Source organism: Streptomyces endophyticus, from assembly GCF_035798155.1.
Classification (GTDB): domain Bacteria; phylum Actinomycetota; class Actinomycetes; order Streptomycetales; family Streptomycetaceae; genus Streptomyces; species Streptomyces endophyticus.
The window spans coordinates 284,403-297,874 of sequence record NZ_JAOZYC010000136.1; the positions used below are offsets into that span (position 1 = coordinate 284,403).

At 71.0% G+C, this 13,472-nt stretch carries 13 protein-coding genes; 8 read left to right on the top strand and 5 right to left on the bottom strand.

All coding sequences use genetic code 11. The features are described 5' to 3' along the window. Positions 1 to 26 precede the first annotated feature (26 nt). The 3 genes from OKJ99_RS25395 to OKJ99_RS25405 all read left to right on the top strand — a co-directional run bounded on the left by OKJ99_RS25395 (position 27) and on the right by OKJ99_RS25405 (position 3,299). Entirely contained in the window at positions 27 to 1,550 is a 1,524-nt protein-coding gene (locus OKJ99_RS25395; protein ID WP_326019810.1) for a catalase, read from the top strand. 58 nt (positions 1,551 to 1,608) lie between these two features. Further along, a complete protein-coding gene (locus OKJ99_RS25400) occupies positions 1,609 to 2,241 on the top strand; it encodes a carbonic anhydrase (RefSeq protein ID WP_407700760.1) in 633 nt (210 codons plus the stop codon). Between the two features lie 83 nt (positions 2,242 to 2,324). Beyond that, on the top strand, positions 2,325 to 3,299 hold the full coding sequence (locus tag OKJ99_RS25405) for an L-threonylcarbamoyladenylate synthase (protein ID WP_326019836.1): 975 nt from the start codon (positions 2,325 to 2,327) through the stop codon (positions 3,297 to 3,299). A gap of 4 nt (positions 3,300 to 3,303) precedes the next feature. Here the strand turns inward: OKJ99_RS25405 and gap are convergent, their stop codons facing one another. The 3 genes from gap to OKJ99_RS25420 all read right to left on the bottom strand — a co-directional run bounded on the left by gap (position 3,304) and on the right by OKJ99_RS25420 (position 5,831). Further along, positions 3,304 to 4,302 (bottom strand): type I glyceraldehyde-3-phosphate dehydrogenase, encoded by a 999-nt coding sequence (gap, locus tag OKJ99_RS25410; protein ID WP_326019812.1) that lies wholly within the window; start codon positions 4,300 to 4,302, stop codon positions 3,304 to 3,306. Positions 4,303 to 4,409: 107 nt separating this feature from the next. Then, positions 4,410 to 5,366, bottom strand: coding sequence for a GlxA family transcriptional regulator (locus OKJ99_RS25415; RefSeq protein ID WP_326019814.1), 957 nt, complete (start codon positions 5,364 to 5,366; stop codon positions 4,410 to 4,412). A 36-nt stretch (positions 5,367 to 5,402) separates the two neighbouring features. After that, positions 5,403 to 5,831 (bottom strand): arsenate reductase ArsC, encoded by a 429-nt coding sequence (locus OKJ99_RS25420; protein WP_326019815.1) that lies wholly within the window; start codon positions 5,829 to 5,831, stop codon positions 5,403 to 5,405. A gap of 67 nt (positions 5,832 to 5,898) precedes the next feature. Here OKJ99_RS25420 and OKJ99_RS25425 point away from each other — a divergent pair, with 67 nt between their 5' ends. Together OKJ99_RS25425 and arsB are read left to right on the top strand one after the other, a co-directional pair. After that, positions 5,899 to 6,207 carry an ArsR/SmtB family transcription factor gene (locus OKJ99_RS25425; RefSeq protein ID WP_326019817.1) on the top strand — a complete coding sequence of 103 codons (309 nt, stop codon included), beginning with the start codon at positions 5,899 to 5,901 and terminating at the stop codon, positions 6,205 to 6,207. Further along, on the top strand, positions 6,204 to 7,307 hold the full coding sequence (gene arsB, locus OKJ99_RS25430) for an ACR3 family arsenite efflux transporter (protein ID WP_326019818.1): 1,104 nt from the start codon (positions 6,204 to 6,206) through the stop codon (positions 7,305 to 7,307). Before OKJ99_RS25425 ends, arsB begins: the two co-directional genes overlap by 4 nt. A gap of 10 nt (positions 7,308 to 7,317) precedes the next feature. Here arsB and OKJ99_RS25435 read toward each other — a convergent pair whose 3' ends face one another. Then, the gene (locus OKJ99_RS25435; RefSeq protein ID WP_326019820.1) at positions 7,318 to 7,689 is read right to left on the bottom strand and encodes an ArsR/SmtB family transcription factor; all 372 of its coding nucleotides are present in this window, start codon (positions 7,687 to 7,689) and stop codon (positions 7,318 to 7,320) included. 177 nt (positions 7,690 to 7,866) lie between these two features. On the opposite strand from OKJ99_RS25435, the gene OKJ99_RS25440 reads away from it, so the two are divergent. Then, entirely contained in the window at positions 7,867 to 9,189 is a 1,323-nt protein-coding gene (locus OKJ99_RS25440) for an NAD(P)-binding domain-containing protein (protein ID WP_326019822.1), read from the top strand. Between the two features lie 304 nt (positions 9,190 to 9,493). Then, positions 9,494 to 10,849, top strand: a complete 1,356-nt coding sequence (locus OKJ99_RS25445; protein WP_326019824.1) for an MFS transporter — start codon at positions 9,494 to 9,496, stop codon at positions 10,847 to 10,849. Between the two features lie 185 nt (positions 10,850 to 11,034). On the opposite strand, the gene OKJ99_RS25450 is transcribed toward OKJ99_RS25445, so the two are convergent. Next, positions 11,035 to 12,285, bottom strand: a complete 1,251-nt coding sequence (locus OKJ99_RS25450; protein WP_326019825.1) for an FAD-dependent monooxygenase — start codon at positions 12,283 to 12,285, stop codon at positions 11,035 to 11,037. A 261-nt stretch (positions 12,286 to 12,546) separates the two neighbouring features. On the opposite strand from OKJ99_RS25450, the gene OKJ99_RS25455 reads away from it, so the two are divergent. Continuing rightward, on the top strand, positions 12,547 to 13,472 hold a 926-nt coding region (locus tag OKJ99_RS25455; RefSeq protein ID WP_326019827.1), incomplete at its 3' end, for an AMP-binding protein.

Genomic DNA, 13,472 nt, shown 5'->3' on the forward strand with positions numbered 1-13,472 from the left:
AACCCGTCGAAAGGCACGCGTAGCCCATGAGTGACGACACAGCCAAAGCGACCACCACGGACGCCGGCGTTCCGGTCGAAAGCGACGAGCACTCGCTCACGGTCGGCGCCGGTGGCCCGATCCTCTTGCAGGACTCCTATCTGATCGAGCAGATGGCGCAGTTCAACCGGGAGCGGATCCCGGAGCGGCAGCCGCACGCCAAGGGCAGCGGCGCCTTCGGCCACTTCCAGGTCACCGCGGACGTCAGTCCCTACACGAAAGCCGCGGTGTTCCAGCCCGGGACGCGGACCGAGCTGGTGACCCGGTTCTCCACGGTCGCCGGCGAGCGCGGGAGCCCGGACACCTGGCGCGACCCCCGCGGCTTCGCGGTGAAGTTCTACACCTCCGAGGGCAACTACGACATGGTCGGGAACAACACCCCGGTCTTCTTCGTGAAGGACCCGATGAAGTTCCAGCACTTCATCCGGTCCCAGAAGCGCCGCGCGGACAACAACCTCCGCGACCACGACATGCAGTGGGACTTCTGGACGCTCTCGCCCGAGTCCGCGCACCAGGTCACCTGGCTGATGGGCGACCGGGGCATCCCGCGTTCCTGGCGCCACATGAACGGCTACACCTCGCACACGTACATGTGGATCAACGCGCAGGGCGAGCGGTTCTGGGTGAAGTACCACTTCAAGACCGACCAGGGCGTCGAGTACTTCACCCAGCACGAGGGCGACCAGATGTGTGCGGCCGACACGGACTACCACACCAGGGATCTCTTCGAGCACATCCGCGACGGGGAGTACCCCAGCTGGACCCTGTACGTGCAGGTCATGCCGTACGACGAAGCGGCCGACTACCGCTTCAACCCGTTCGACCTGACCAAGGTGTGGCCGCACGCCGACTACCCGCTGGTCGAGGTCGGCAAGATGACGCTGGACCGCAATCCGACGGACAACCACGCGGAGATCGAACAGGCCGCGTTCCAGCCCAACAACCTGGTCCCGGGGATCGGCCCCAGCCCCGACCGGATGCTCCTCGCGCGGCTCTTCTCCTACGCCGACGCGCACCGCCACCGCATCGGCGGCAACTACCAGCAGCTGCCCGTCAACGCGCCGGTCGCGCCCCTGCACACGTACTCCAAGGACGGGGCCATGGCCTACCGGAAGGCCGAGGACCCGGTGTACGCGCCGAACTCCAAGGGCGGCCCGGCGGCCGACACGGACCGCTACGGCACACCGCCCAGCTGGTACGCGGACGGCGACATCACCCGCGCCGCGTACGTCGACCACGCCGAGGACGACGACTGGGGCCAGGCGGGCACCATGGTGCGCGAGGTCCTCGACGACGCCGCGCGCGACCGCCTCGTGGACAACGTCGTCGGCCACCTGCTCAACGACGTGAGCGAGCCGGTGCTCGTGCGGGCCTTCGAGTACTGGTCCAACATCGACCCGTCGATCGGCAAGCGCATCGAACAGGGGGTGCGGGCCAAGGCCGGCGAGAAGGACCCCAAGGCCGGGGAGCAGGCCAATCCGGCGCGCAGCAGCATGCAGGACAAAGCCTGAGGCGGGACCTGCCTGCACGGTTCCGGGAGTCGGGTCGTAGCCTGCCGTCGTGACCGAGATGCTGAACCCGACTCCCGACGAAGCCTTCGCGACGCTGCTGGACGGCAACCAGCGGTTCGTCACCGGGACACCGGGACACCCCAATCAGGACGCCGCGCGCCGCACCGAGACCGCGCCCGGACAGAACCCCTTCGCGGTGCTGTTCGGGTGCTCCGACTCCCGGCTGGCCGCCGAGATCATCTTCGACCAGGGGCTCGGCGACATGTTCGTGGTCCGCACGGCCGGGCACGTGGTCGGTTCGGAGGTGCTGGGCAGCATCGAGTACGGGGTGAGCGTGCTGGGCTGCCCGCTGGTCGTGGTCCTCGGCCATGACTCGTGCGGGGCGATCGCCGCCGCCAAGGACGCCGCCGACGGCGGCAGGGCGCCGGCCGGCTTCGTGCGCGATGTCGTCGAGCGGGTGACGCCGAGCGTGCTCGCGGCCCGCGCCGCGGGCCGCGGTCGGGACGAGGAGATCCTCCACGAGCACATACGGCACACCGTCGACCTGCTGCTCGACCGTTCCCGTGTGCTGTCCGAGCAGGTGGCCGCCGGGCGCCTCGCCGTGGTGGGCCTGTCCTACCGACTGGCCGACGGCACCGCGCAGTTGGTCGCCTCCCACGGCCTGAGCGCGACCGCCACCTCCGCACGCTGAACCCGCCCCATCGAAAGAAGCGCACCACAGTGAAGGACAACGCGAGGGTGACGGCACCCGCCCGTGACACCGGCTCCGCGCCCATCGGCGACATCGACATCGACAAGGCGGTCGGCGTGCTGCGCGCCGGCGGTCTGGTGGCCCTCCCGACGGAGACCGTCTACGGCCTGGGCGCCGACGCCGAGGACCCCGCCGCCGTCGCACGCATCTTCCAGACCAAGGGCCGCCCGCCCAACCATCCGCTGATCGTCCACATCGGCGGCGCCGAGCACCTGGCCGACTGGGCCGAGGACGTGCCCGAGGCGGCGCGCCTGCTCGCGGAGCGCTTCTGGCCGGGACCGCTCACGCTGGTCCTGCGGCGCGGCGGCCGGGTGCCCCTCGACACCACCGGCGGCCTGGAGACGGTGGCGCTGCGCGTGCCCGACCACCCCGTCGCACTGGAGCTGCTCAACGCCTTCGGCGGCGGCATCGCGGCCCCGTCCGCCAACCGGTTCGGTTCGGTCAGCCCGACGACCGCCGACCACGTCCGCGCCGAGCTCGGTGACGGCGTCGACTTCGTCCTCGACGGCGGCCCCTGCGAGGTCGGCGTCGAGTCGACCATCGTCGATGCCACGAGCGAGTCGTTGAGCATTCTGCGGCCGGGCGGGGTGACGCGCGAGGACCTCGAACAGGCGCTGGGGCGCCCCCTCGACGTGCCCTCCACCAGCGAGGTGCGGGTACCCGGCCAGCATCCCTCGCACTACGCGCCGAACGCGCGCGTCGTCCTCGTCGACCCGGACGAGCTCGTCGCCGAGACGCGGCGCGCGCACGAACTCGGCCACCGGGTGGGCGTGTTCCTGCCGTCCTCGCTCGCCGACGCTCCGGGGACGGTGCGGGCGCACGCCGTGGTCTCCGTCCCCGTCTCGCTGGACGCCTACGCGCGCGGCCTCTACGGCTACCTGCGCGAACTCGACGAGAAGGGCTGCGACCTGATCCTCGCGTCGCTGCCTGCGCAGGAGGGGCTCGGCCTCGCGATCGCCAACCGGCTGCGTCGCGCGGCCGGGCCCCGGCCCGCGTAGAGGATCAGCGGGCGGCGAGAAGTCCGAGCGTGTCGATCACTCGGTTCGAGAAGCCCCACTCGTTGTCGTACCAGGCGACCACCTTGATGTGGCGGCCGTCGACGCGGGTGAGGGCCGAGTCGAAGATCGACGAGGCGGGGTTGCCCACGATGTCGGAGGACACCAGCGGGTCCTCGGAGTACTCGAGGACGCCGGCGAGCGGGCCGTCGGCCGCGGTGCGGTAGGCGGCCAGCACCTCGTCGCGCGTGACGTCGCGGGCGACGGTCGTGTTGAGTTCGACGATCGAGCCCACCGGTACGGGGACGCGGATCGAGTCGCCCGACAGCCTGCCGTCGAGGTTCGGGAGGACCAGGCCGATCGCCTTGGCGGCGCCGGTCGTGGTCGGCACGATGTTGATCCCGGCGGCGCGGGCGCGGCGGGCGTCGCGGTGCGGGCCGTCCTGCAGGTTCTGCTCCTGCGTGTAGGCGTGCACCGTCGTCATGAACCCGTGCTCGATACCGGCGAGTTCGTCGAGGACCGAGGCCAGCGGGGCGAGCGCGTTGGTGGTGCAGGAGGCGTTCGAGACGATCGTGTGCACGGCCGGGTCGTACGCGTCGGTGTTGACGCCGTACGCGAGCGTGACGTCGGCGCCGTCCGAGGGGGCGCTGACGAGCACCTTCTTCGCGCCCGCGTCCAGGTGGGCACGGGCGGCCTTGGCCGAGGTGAAGCGGCCGGTGGCCTCCAGGACGATGTCCACGCCGAGTTCGGCCCACGGCAGCTGCCCCGGCTCGCGCTCGGCCAGCACCTTGATCCGTCGGCCGTCGACGACGAGGGTGTCCCCGTCCGCGGTCACCGGGCGCCCGAGGCGTCCCGCGGTGCTGTCGTAGGCGAGCAGCCGGGCGAGCGTGGCGGGCTCGGTGAGGTCGTTGACGGCGACGACCTCTAGGTCACTGTCGCGCTCCAGCAGGGCGCGCAGCACATTGCGTCCGATGCGGCCGAATCCGTTGATGGCGATGCGAGTCATGAATGGTGTCCCTTCCGTTCCCCACCAGGCTCGCGCGCGGCTCGCGGCGCCGACAGTGGCGGGATCGCCAGGGTTCGCAAGGATGCCGCCAACGGTTGCTCGGGGTGTCACTCGCCCGGCGTGAAGGTGCGCCGGTACTCGCTCGGTGTGGTGCCGAGGATGCGCTGGAAGTGCAGGCGCAGGTTCGCGCCGCTGCCGAGCCCGACGTCGGCGGCGATCTGTTCGACGCTGCGCTGCGAGCGCTCCAGCAGTTCGCGGGCCAGGTCGATGCGGGCGCGCATCACCCACTGCATGGGCGTGTATCCGGTCTCGTCGACGAAGCGTCGCGAGAAGGTGCGCGGTGACACCCCGGCCTGTCGCGCCAGGGTGTCGAGGGTGAGGGGTTCGTCGAGCCGGTGCAGCGCCCATTCACGGGTGGCGGCGAACCGTTCACCGAGCGGTTCGGGGACGCTGCGCGGCACGTACTGGGCCTGCCCTCCGCTGCGGTAGGGGGCGGCGACCAGGCGGCGGGCGGCGTGGTTGGACGCGGCCACGCCGAGGTCGCCGCGCAGGATGTGCAGGCACAGGTCGATGCCGGAGGCGGCGCCGGCGGAGGTGAGCACGCTGCCCTCGTCGACGAACAGCACGTTCTCGTCGACCTGGACGTCCGGGTACCTGGCCGCGAGGGCGCGCGTGTAGTGCCAGTGCGTCGTGGCGCGCCTGCCGTCGAGCAGTCCCGTGGCGGCGAGCGCGAAGGCGCCGGTCGAGATGGCGGCGAGCCGCGCGCCCCGCTCGTGCGCGGCGAGCAGCGCGTCGACGACGGCCCGCGGCGGGTCCTCACGGTCCGGGAACCGGTAGCCGGGCACGAAGACGATGTCGGCCCACGCGAGCGCTTCGAGGCCGTGGGACACCGCGTACGCGAGACCGTCGCCGCCGGTCACGAGCCCGGACGCCGCCCCGCACACCCGCACCTCGTACGGCATGCTCGCGCGGGTCGTGAACACCTGCGCGGGAATCCCGACGTCGAGCGGCTTCGCGCCCTCCAGTACGAGGACGGCGACGCGGTGGGGGCGGGAGGCTGACACAGGAGGAGGTTACGCGGGAGTCGCGGCCGTCCGCGCTCACGTCTCCCGCCCCGCGTCGATCTCGGCGATCAGGGACTCGACGCGGGTCCTGATCTCGTCGCGGATCGGGCGGACGGCCACGACGCCCTGGCCGGCCGGGTCCTCCAGGGACCAGTCGAGGTACTTCTTGCCGGGGAAGACCGGGCAGGCGTCGCCGCAGCCCATGGTGATGACGTAGTCGGACGCCTGCACGGCCTCGGTGGTCAGGACCTTGGGGGTGGCGGCGGAGATGTCGACGCCCGCCTCCTTCATCGCCTCGACCGCCGCCGGGTTGACCCGGTCACCGGGGACCGAGCCGGCGGAACGGACCTCGACGCGGTCGCCCGCGAGGTGGTCGAGGAATCCGGCGGCCATCTGGGAGCGGCCCGCGTTGTGGACGCAGACGAAGAGCACGGAGGCGCGCGGCGCGGACGGGGACGTGGGCATGAGGTCTTCCTTAGCTGGAATCAGCGTGAACTGGTGTCAGTCCAGAATGATGTGAAAGTATCAGTCCATGATGACGTCAGTCGACACTGACCTGATCCGGGTACTGGCCGACCCGCTCAGGCTCAAGATCGTGAACCTGCTCGCCCACGAGACCCTGTGCACCACACACCTCGTGGAGGAGACCGGCGCACGCCAGACCAACCTCTCCAACCACCTGAAGGTGCTGCGCGAGGCGGGGGTCGTGGACACCGAGCCGTGCGGCCGCTTCACGTACTACAAGCTGCGCCCGGACGTCATCGCCAGGCTGGCCGGCCAGTTCGCCGACCTGGCCGAGACCGCCCGCGCCGCCGCCGACAACAAGAGGGCCTGCCCGTGACCCGCACCGACACACCCGCCACCACCGCGACGACCGAGGAGGCCTCGGTCGTCGCGAAGCTGTCGACCCTCGACCGCTACCTCGCCGTGTGGATCCTGCTCGCCATGGGCGTCGGGCTCGGCCTCGGCCGGCTGATCCCCGGCCTGGGGGACGCGCTGTCGAAGGTCGAGATCGGCGGCATCTCACTGCCCATCGCGATCGGCCTGCTCGTGATGATGTACCCGGTGCTCGCCAAGGTCCGCTACGACAGGCTGGACACGGTCACCGGCGACAAGAAGCTGATGGTGTCGTCGCTGGTCATCAACTGGATCGTCGGCCCCGCCGTGATGTTCGCCCTGGCGTGGACCTTCCTTCCCGACCTGCCCGAGTACCGCACGGGGCTCATCATCGTCGGCCTGGCCCGCTGCATCGCCATGGTCATCATCTGGAACGACCTGGCCTGCGGCGACCGCGAGGCCGCCGCCGTCCTCGTCGCCCTCAACTCGGTCTTCCAGGTCATCGCGTTCAGCCTGCTCGGCTGGTTCTACCTCGACCTGCTGCCGCAGTGGCTGGGCCTCGGCGACGGCCAGGGCCTGGACGTCCCCGTCTGGCACGTCGCCCTGAACGTCATCGTCTTCCTCGGCATCCCGCTGCTCGCCGGCTTCCTCACCCGCCGCGTCGGCGAGAAGAAGCTGGGCCGCGAGACGTACGAGTCCAACTTCCTTCCGCGGATCGGACCTTGGGCGCTGTACGGCCTGCTCTTCACGATCGTCATCCTCTTCGCACTGCAAGGTGACGCGATCACCTCGCAGCCGCTGGACGTCGTGCGCATCGCGGTCCCGCTGCTGGCCTACTTCGCGATCATGTTCTTCGGAACCTTCGCGCTGGGCAAGGCGCTCGGCATGACCTACGACCGCACGGTGACCCTCGCGTTCACGGCGGCCGGCAACAACTTCGAACTGGCCATCGCCGTCTGCATCGCCACCTTCGGCGTCACCTCCGGGCAGGCGCTGGCCGGGGTCGTCGGCCCGCTCATCGAGGTCCCGGTACTGATCGGACTCGTCTACGTGGCGCTGGCCCGGCGCAGGAAGTACGCCCCCACCTCGCTGACCACGCTGTAGGGCGTGCCGGTCACGCCACGGAACGCACCGTCAGCAGCTGCCCCATGGCCGCCAGCACCGACGGCTCGACCCGGTAGTACACCCACGTGCCGCGCCGCTCGGAGGCGAGCAGGCCGGCCTCCTTGAGCTTCTTCAGGTGGTGGGAGACCGTCGGCTGCGACACCCCGACGTCCGAGATGTCGCAGACGCACGCCTCCCCGCCCTCGTGCGAGGCGACGAGCGAGAAGAGCCGCAGCCGCACCGGATCGCCGAGCGCCTTGAACATGCGGGCGGCGGTCTCCGCCTCCTCCGGGGAGAAGGGCCGCTCGGTCAGCGGCGGGCAGCACGGCGCGGCACCTTCGTCGGCGGGCTCGAGCAGCGGCAACACCTTCGCGTTCGACATACGTCTATGTTGACATGCGTCGAAGCAGCACGGGGAGAGCGAGAGCGCGGAGAGCGTCGCCCACCCCCGGCGACAGTCGGTCTAATTCGACGAATGTCTATGTTGACGGCCATCGAAACAGGTGCCATGCTGGCCGCCCAAGCCATCGACAGACGTCGAATCAACGGGGAGTCGATCGTGAACACGCCTGCCACCGCCGAACTGCCCGTCGTCGTGATCGGAGCCGGGCCCATCGGTCTCGCCGCCGCGGCCCACCTCGTCGACCGGGGCATCGAGCCGCTCGTCCTGGAAGCCGGGCCGACGGCCGCGGCGGCCGTGCGCGAGTGGTCGCACGTGCGCCTCTTCTCCACCTGGGGCGAGCTCGTCGACCCGGCCGCCGAGAAGCTCCTCGCGCCGACCGGCTGGGCGAAGCCGGACGCCGGCGGGTACCCGTCCGGCGGTGACTGGGCGGACGACTACCTCCAGCCGCTCGCCGACGTCCTCGGCGACAAGGTCCGCACCGGCGCCACCGTCACCGGCGTCTCCCGCTCCGGCCGCGACCGCGTCGTCGACGCCGACCGCGGGGCCCAGCCCTTCGTCATCCATGTCGCGCACGCCGACGGCCGCGAGGAGCGGCTCTTCGCCCGCGCCGTCATCGACGCCTCCGGCACCTGGACCACCCCCTCCCCCGCCGGCGCCGACGGACTGCCCGCCCTCGGCGAGCGCGCCGCGGCCGACCATGTCTCCTACCGGGTTCCCAACCTCAAGGACCCTGCCGTACGGGCCCGTTACGCGGGCCGGCGCACCGCCGTCATCGGCTCCGGTGCGTCGGCGTTCACCGCGCTCGCCACGCTGGCCGACCTCGCCGGGGCGGACGACGGCGCGGGCACCAAGGGCGTGTGGGTCCTGCGGCGCGGCATCTCCGGCTCCACCTTCGGCGGCGGCGAGGCCGACCAGCTCCCCGCGCGCGGGGCTCTCGGCCTCGCGGCGAAGGCGGCCGTGGACGCCGGGCACGCGGACGCGGCCACCGGCTTCCGCACGGCCGCCATGGAGCGGACGGCCGAAGGGCGCCTGGTCCTGGTCGCCGAGGACGGGCGCCGCCTCGACCCGGTCGACGAGGTGATCGTGCTCACCGGCTTCCGGCCCGGCCTCTCCCACCTCTCCGAGATCCGCCTCGGCCTCGACGAGCGCCTGGAGGCCCCGGTCGCACTGGCCCCGCTCATCGACCCCAACCAGCACTCCTGCGGCACGGTGTACCCACACGGCCACCGCGAGCTGTCCCACCCGGAACAGGGCGTCTACCTCGTCGGCATGAAGTCCTACGGCCGCGCGCCGACCTTCCTCGCCATGACCGGCTACGAGCAGGTCCGCTCGGTCGTCGCCGCGCTCGCCGGTGACACCGACTCCGCCGACCGCGTCGAACTCACCCTCCCCGAGACCGGCGTGTGCGGCGGCGCGGGACTCTACGACACCCCCGCCGAGGCCGAGCAGGGCGCGGGCGGAGGCTGCTGCGGCTCGTGACCGTGCAATAAGCCGTGCGAGAAGTCGTGCAAGAAGTCGTGCGATGAGCCGTGGCGCGGGCCACCCGGGCATGTCAGGACACCGAGCAGCACACCCGGCCGACTCAACAGGTGCAGAGCGGAGCCCACGGCGGGGCCGCCCCGACAACCGGTAGCGGGCTGACGTAAGGTTCCTCCCCGCGGCCGCTGCCGCCCCACCCGATTTCCAGGGCGCCAGCGGCCTTTGTCACGCCCCCCATCACTCTGCAAAAGACGCGCCGGCGCTGCTCGGCGCCGCACTGACGATCCCGGAACGAGGCACCACCGTGACCGAGACCAGTACCCGACCCGTCCCCGCGGGCGATCTGCCGCCACCCTCCCTGTCGACGAAGAAGCGCCGCTTCCTGACCAAGCTGAGCGTGGTCATCGCGGGCGGCATGTTCATCGACGGGTTCATCCTCGGCAGCACGGGCGTCGTGATGCCGGCGATATCGAAGGACCTGGGCCTGTCGTCCGTCGGCGAGGGCCTGATCGCCGCGGCCGCGCTGCTCGGCATCTTCCTCGGCGGCCCGATCGGCGGATATCTGGCCGACCGGTTCGGCCGCAAATCGATGTTCACCATCGACCTCGCGCTGTTCCTGGTCTGCTCCGTGGCCCAGTTCTTCGTGACGGAGGCGTGGCAGCTCGTCGTGGTCCGCCTCGTCATGGGACTGGCGATCGGCGCCGACTACTCGATCGGCTGGCCGCTGCTCGCCGAGTTCGCACCCGCCCGCCTGCGCGGCCGGCTGCTCGCCGTACAAGAAGTCGCCTGGTACGTCGGCTACCTCATCTCCTACGCGGCCGGCTACGCCCTGATCGCGTCGACGTCCGTCAGCTGGACCGTCATCCTCGGGCTCAGCACCGTCCCGACCGTCATCGTCCTGCTGCTCCGCCTCGGCACCCCCGAGTCACCGCGCTGGCTGATGAGCAAGGGCAGGACCGAGGAGGCCACGGCGCTGGCCGAGGAGTACCTGGAGGAGGAGGACCAGCGCGACCTCCTTGCCTCGACAACCCGCACCGCGGGCGGCTTCGGCCGGCTGTTCTCCCCCGAGTACCGCAAGGCCACGATCTTCGTCAGCGTCTTCTGGGTCTGCAACGTCACCCCGTACTTCGCCATCGGCGCCTTCGCCCCGACCGTCCTGGAGCACCTCGGCATCAAGGACGGACTGTCCGGCGCGCTGGCGATCAACGGGCTCGTGGTCGTCGGGTCGATGGTCTCCGTGCTGCTCGTCGAACGCGTGGGACGGCGCAAGCTGGGCATCCCGCCGTTCTGGATCTCCACCGTCGCCCTGGTCGTCGTCGCCTTCTTCTCGCACACCTCCGCCGCCCTGGTCCTGGTCTGCTTCCTCGTCTTCTCCCTGGTCAACGCCGCTTCCACGGCACTGGCCGGGGTGTATCCGGGTGAGGTGTTCCCCACCGAGATCCGCGGCGCGGGTGTGGGCTTCGCCACCGCCGTCTCCCGCGTCGGCGCCGCGGCCGGTACCTTCCTCCTGCCGCTCTCCGTCGACAGCCTCGGCACCTCGGTGACGATGCTCCTGGCGGCCGCCATCAGCCTCATCGGCGGCATCGTCTCGCACCGCCTCGCCCCCGAGACCAAGGGACTGACCCTCAGCCAGGCCTGCGCCCCCGCCCCATCGGCGTGAGTCCGTCGCGGGCGTGAGTCCGTCGCGCGCAACTCCGCGCGGAAGCGCTCGGCCGCCGAAGAGGCATTCCGTGCCGAGGTCGAGCGCTTCGGACCCGCCGCGTACGGGAGACACCCACTCCTGTCAGGTCCACAACTCGGCCAAGCATTAAGGGAGTTGATGTGTGAGGCTGCGGGGCGCCGTGGTCAGACGGCGGCTATGTCGATCGACTTCTCCCGGAACGCCTTCGCCATCAGCGCCGACATGGCCTTCTTCCCGACGCGGTTGGTCAGCGCCTTCTGCATCGCGGTGCGCATCGCCTTGTCCTTGCGGGTCTGCGGGACGAACATCGTCAGACCCATCGTGCGGCCGGACCTCTGCTGGATGTCCATGAAGGGGCGCAGCTTCTGGTCCCATTCGCGCAGCGCGCGTGGGGTGTTGCCGGGATTGCGCTGGAGGAGAGTGCCCAGGAGGTCGGCGCCGGCCATCGCGGTGGAGGCGCCCATGCCGGAGTAGAGGGTCAGACACCAGGCGGCATCGCCGAGGAGGACGACGCGGTCGGTGTGCCAGGTATCCATCTCGACCTGGTGGACGGAGTCGAAGAGGTGGTCGTCGGCCTGCTCGAACTGCTGGAGGAGGTGTTCCAGGACGGGTCCGGTCGGCTCCGGGCCGAAGGCGGCGCGCAGGGAGTCGATGGGCGGGCGGCGGAACTGGGCGTCCTCGTCGTCGGTGCGGTAGTTGAACAGCAGGCCGGGCTGGTGGTCCGCGAACGGGAACGTCCACACCGAGCGCCCCGGTTCGGCCAGGACGACGCCGTCCTGGGGGCGGTAGCCGGGCACCGGTTCCTTGATGACGGTGGCGGCGATGATGTGACGCAGCGGCCGCATGAACCGGGTGTCCGGGCCGAAGGCCAGGCGGCGCACCGTGGAGCGCAGGCCGTCGGCGCCGACCACGAGGTCGAAGCGCTCGGTGGTCTCCGGGACGTCATCGTCGCCGGTGGTGGCGCGGAGCGTGACATCGACGCCGTCGGGGTGTTCGTCGAGGGCGGTGGGCGTGGTGCCGTAGCGGATCTCGGTGCGCGGCACGACGGTGTCGTACAGGGCGGCCTCGATGTCGCCGCGGAGGACGAGGCGGGGGCCGCCGGGCAGGTCGCCGTAGCCCATGCCGGGACGGCGGCGGCCGTTGCGCTCGACGTCGTAGGTGATGCCGTCCTGGGCAGCGCGGTTGCCGATGGCGTCCAGGACGCCCATGCGCAGCGCGGTGGCGCGGCCGGTCTCGAAGAGGCCGACGAAGTATCCGGCGGCGCGGCGGCCGGGGGCGCGTTCGGCGATGACGGGTTCCCAGCCGATCTCGTGCAGGCGCATCGCGGCGGCGAGACCGCCGATGCCCATGCCGACGATCAGCGCGCGCGGTGCGGTGGTGTTCCTGGCCGGCTTCTTCATGGCTGGCTCTTTCATGGCTGGCTTCCCTCTCCCCTACGGGCCCCTACGGGTTGCTGACTTCTCCGACCACGAAAGCTCAAGTGGAGATGCCATCTCCGTTTACTGAACCCACCGTAGCACCAAACCGGAGATACCTTCTCCAGTTAACTCGACGTCGACGCGACCCGACCCGTTCCCACCCACCGGGAACGGTCCCTACGCCTGCCCCCTCTCCCGTGCCACGCTCCGACCCTCTGATGCTCTGCACTGCGACGGCGACCGGGAGGACGACAACACATGGGCGGCCCGCACACCTTGGCCCACCTCGCCGACTGGGCAGCCGACGCCCACGGCGACGCGGAGGCCCTCACATTCCGCGACACCACCTGGACGTTCCGCACCCTGCGCGACCAGGTGGACCAGGCCGCGCGAGCCCTGATGGCACAGGGCCTGCGCCCGGGTGAGTCCGTCGGCATCTGGGCCTCCAACAGCGACCGATGGGCCATCGCCGCACTCGGCACGCTCACCGCCGGCGGCGTCCTCGTCCCCGTCAACACCCGCTACCGCGCCACGGAAGCCGCCGACATCCTGCACCGGGCACGCGCCCGCATCCTGCTCACCGAACACGACTTCCTCGGCCGCGACTACCGCACCGAACTCACCCACGGCCACCAACCCCCCGCCCTTCAACGGATAGTGGCCCTGCACGACGACGCCGAATGGACCACCTTCCTCGCCTCCGGCGACGCCATCACCACCCACCAACGCCACCAACGAGCCGCGGCCGTCACCCCCGACGCACCCAGCGACCTGCTGTTCACCTCCGGCACCACGGGCCGCCCCAAGGGCGTCATCGGCCAACACGGACAGGTCGTACGGGCCTCCCGCGACTGGGCCCGCACGGTGACCCTCCAGTCCGGCGACCGCTACCTGCTCGTCAACCCGTTCTTCCACACCTTCGGCTACAAAGCCGGCTTCGTGGCCTGCCTCTTGACCGGCGCCACGGTGCTGCCGGAGCCGGTGTTCGACGCCGCCCGGATCCTGCAGCGGATCGAGCGCGACCGGGTCTCGGTGCTCACCGGCGCACCGACGGTGTTCCTCTCGCTGCTCAACCACCCCCAGCGGCCCGCCCACGACCTGTCGACGCTGCGCATGGCGGGAACCGGCGCCTCCAACATCCCCACCAGCCTCATCGAACAGATCCGCACCCTGGGCGCACACAC

Excerpts from the sequence above, each read along its gene's own strand:
- OKJ99_RS25395 (WP_326019810.1), top strand. The coding sequence starts at position 27 with ATGAGTGACGACACAGCCAAAGCGACCACCACGGACGCCGGCGTTCCG.
- OKJ99_RS25400 (WP_407700760.1), top strand. The coding sequence starts at position 1,609 with ATGCTGAACCCGACTCCCGACGAAGCCTTCGCGACGCTGCTGGACGGC.
- gap (WP_326019812.1), bottom strand. The coding sequence starts at position 4,302 with ATGACTCGCATCGCCATCAACGGATTCGGCCGCATCGGACGCAATGTG.
- OKJ99_RS25420 (WP_326019815.1), bottom strand. The coding sequence starts at position 5,831 with ATGCCCACGTCCCCGTCCGCGCCGCGCGCCTCCGTGCTCTTCGTCTGC.
- OKJ99_RS25425 (WP_326019817.1), top strand. The coding sequence starts at position 5,899 with ATGATGACGTCAGTCGACACTGACCTGATCCGGGTACTGGCCGACCCG.
- OKJ99_RS25435 (WP_326019820.1), bottom strand. The coding sequence starts at position 7,689 with ATGTCGAACGCGAAGGTGTTGCCGCTGCTCGAGCCCGCCGACGAAGGT.
- OKJ99_RS25450 (WP_326019825.1), bottom strand. The coding sequence starts at position 12,285 with ATGAAAGAGCCAGCCATGAAGAAGCCGGCCAGGAACACCACCGCACCG.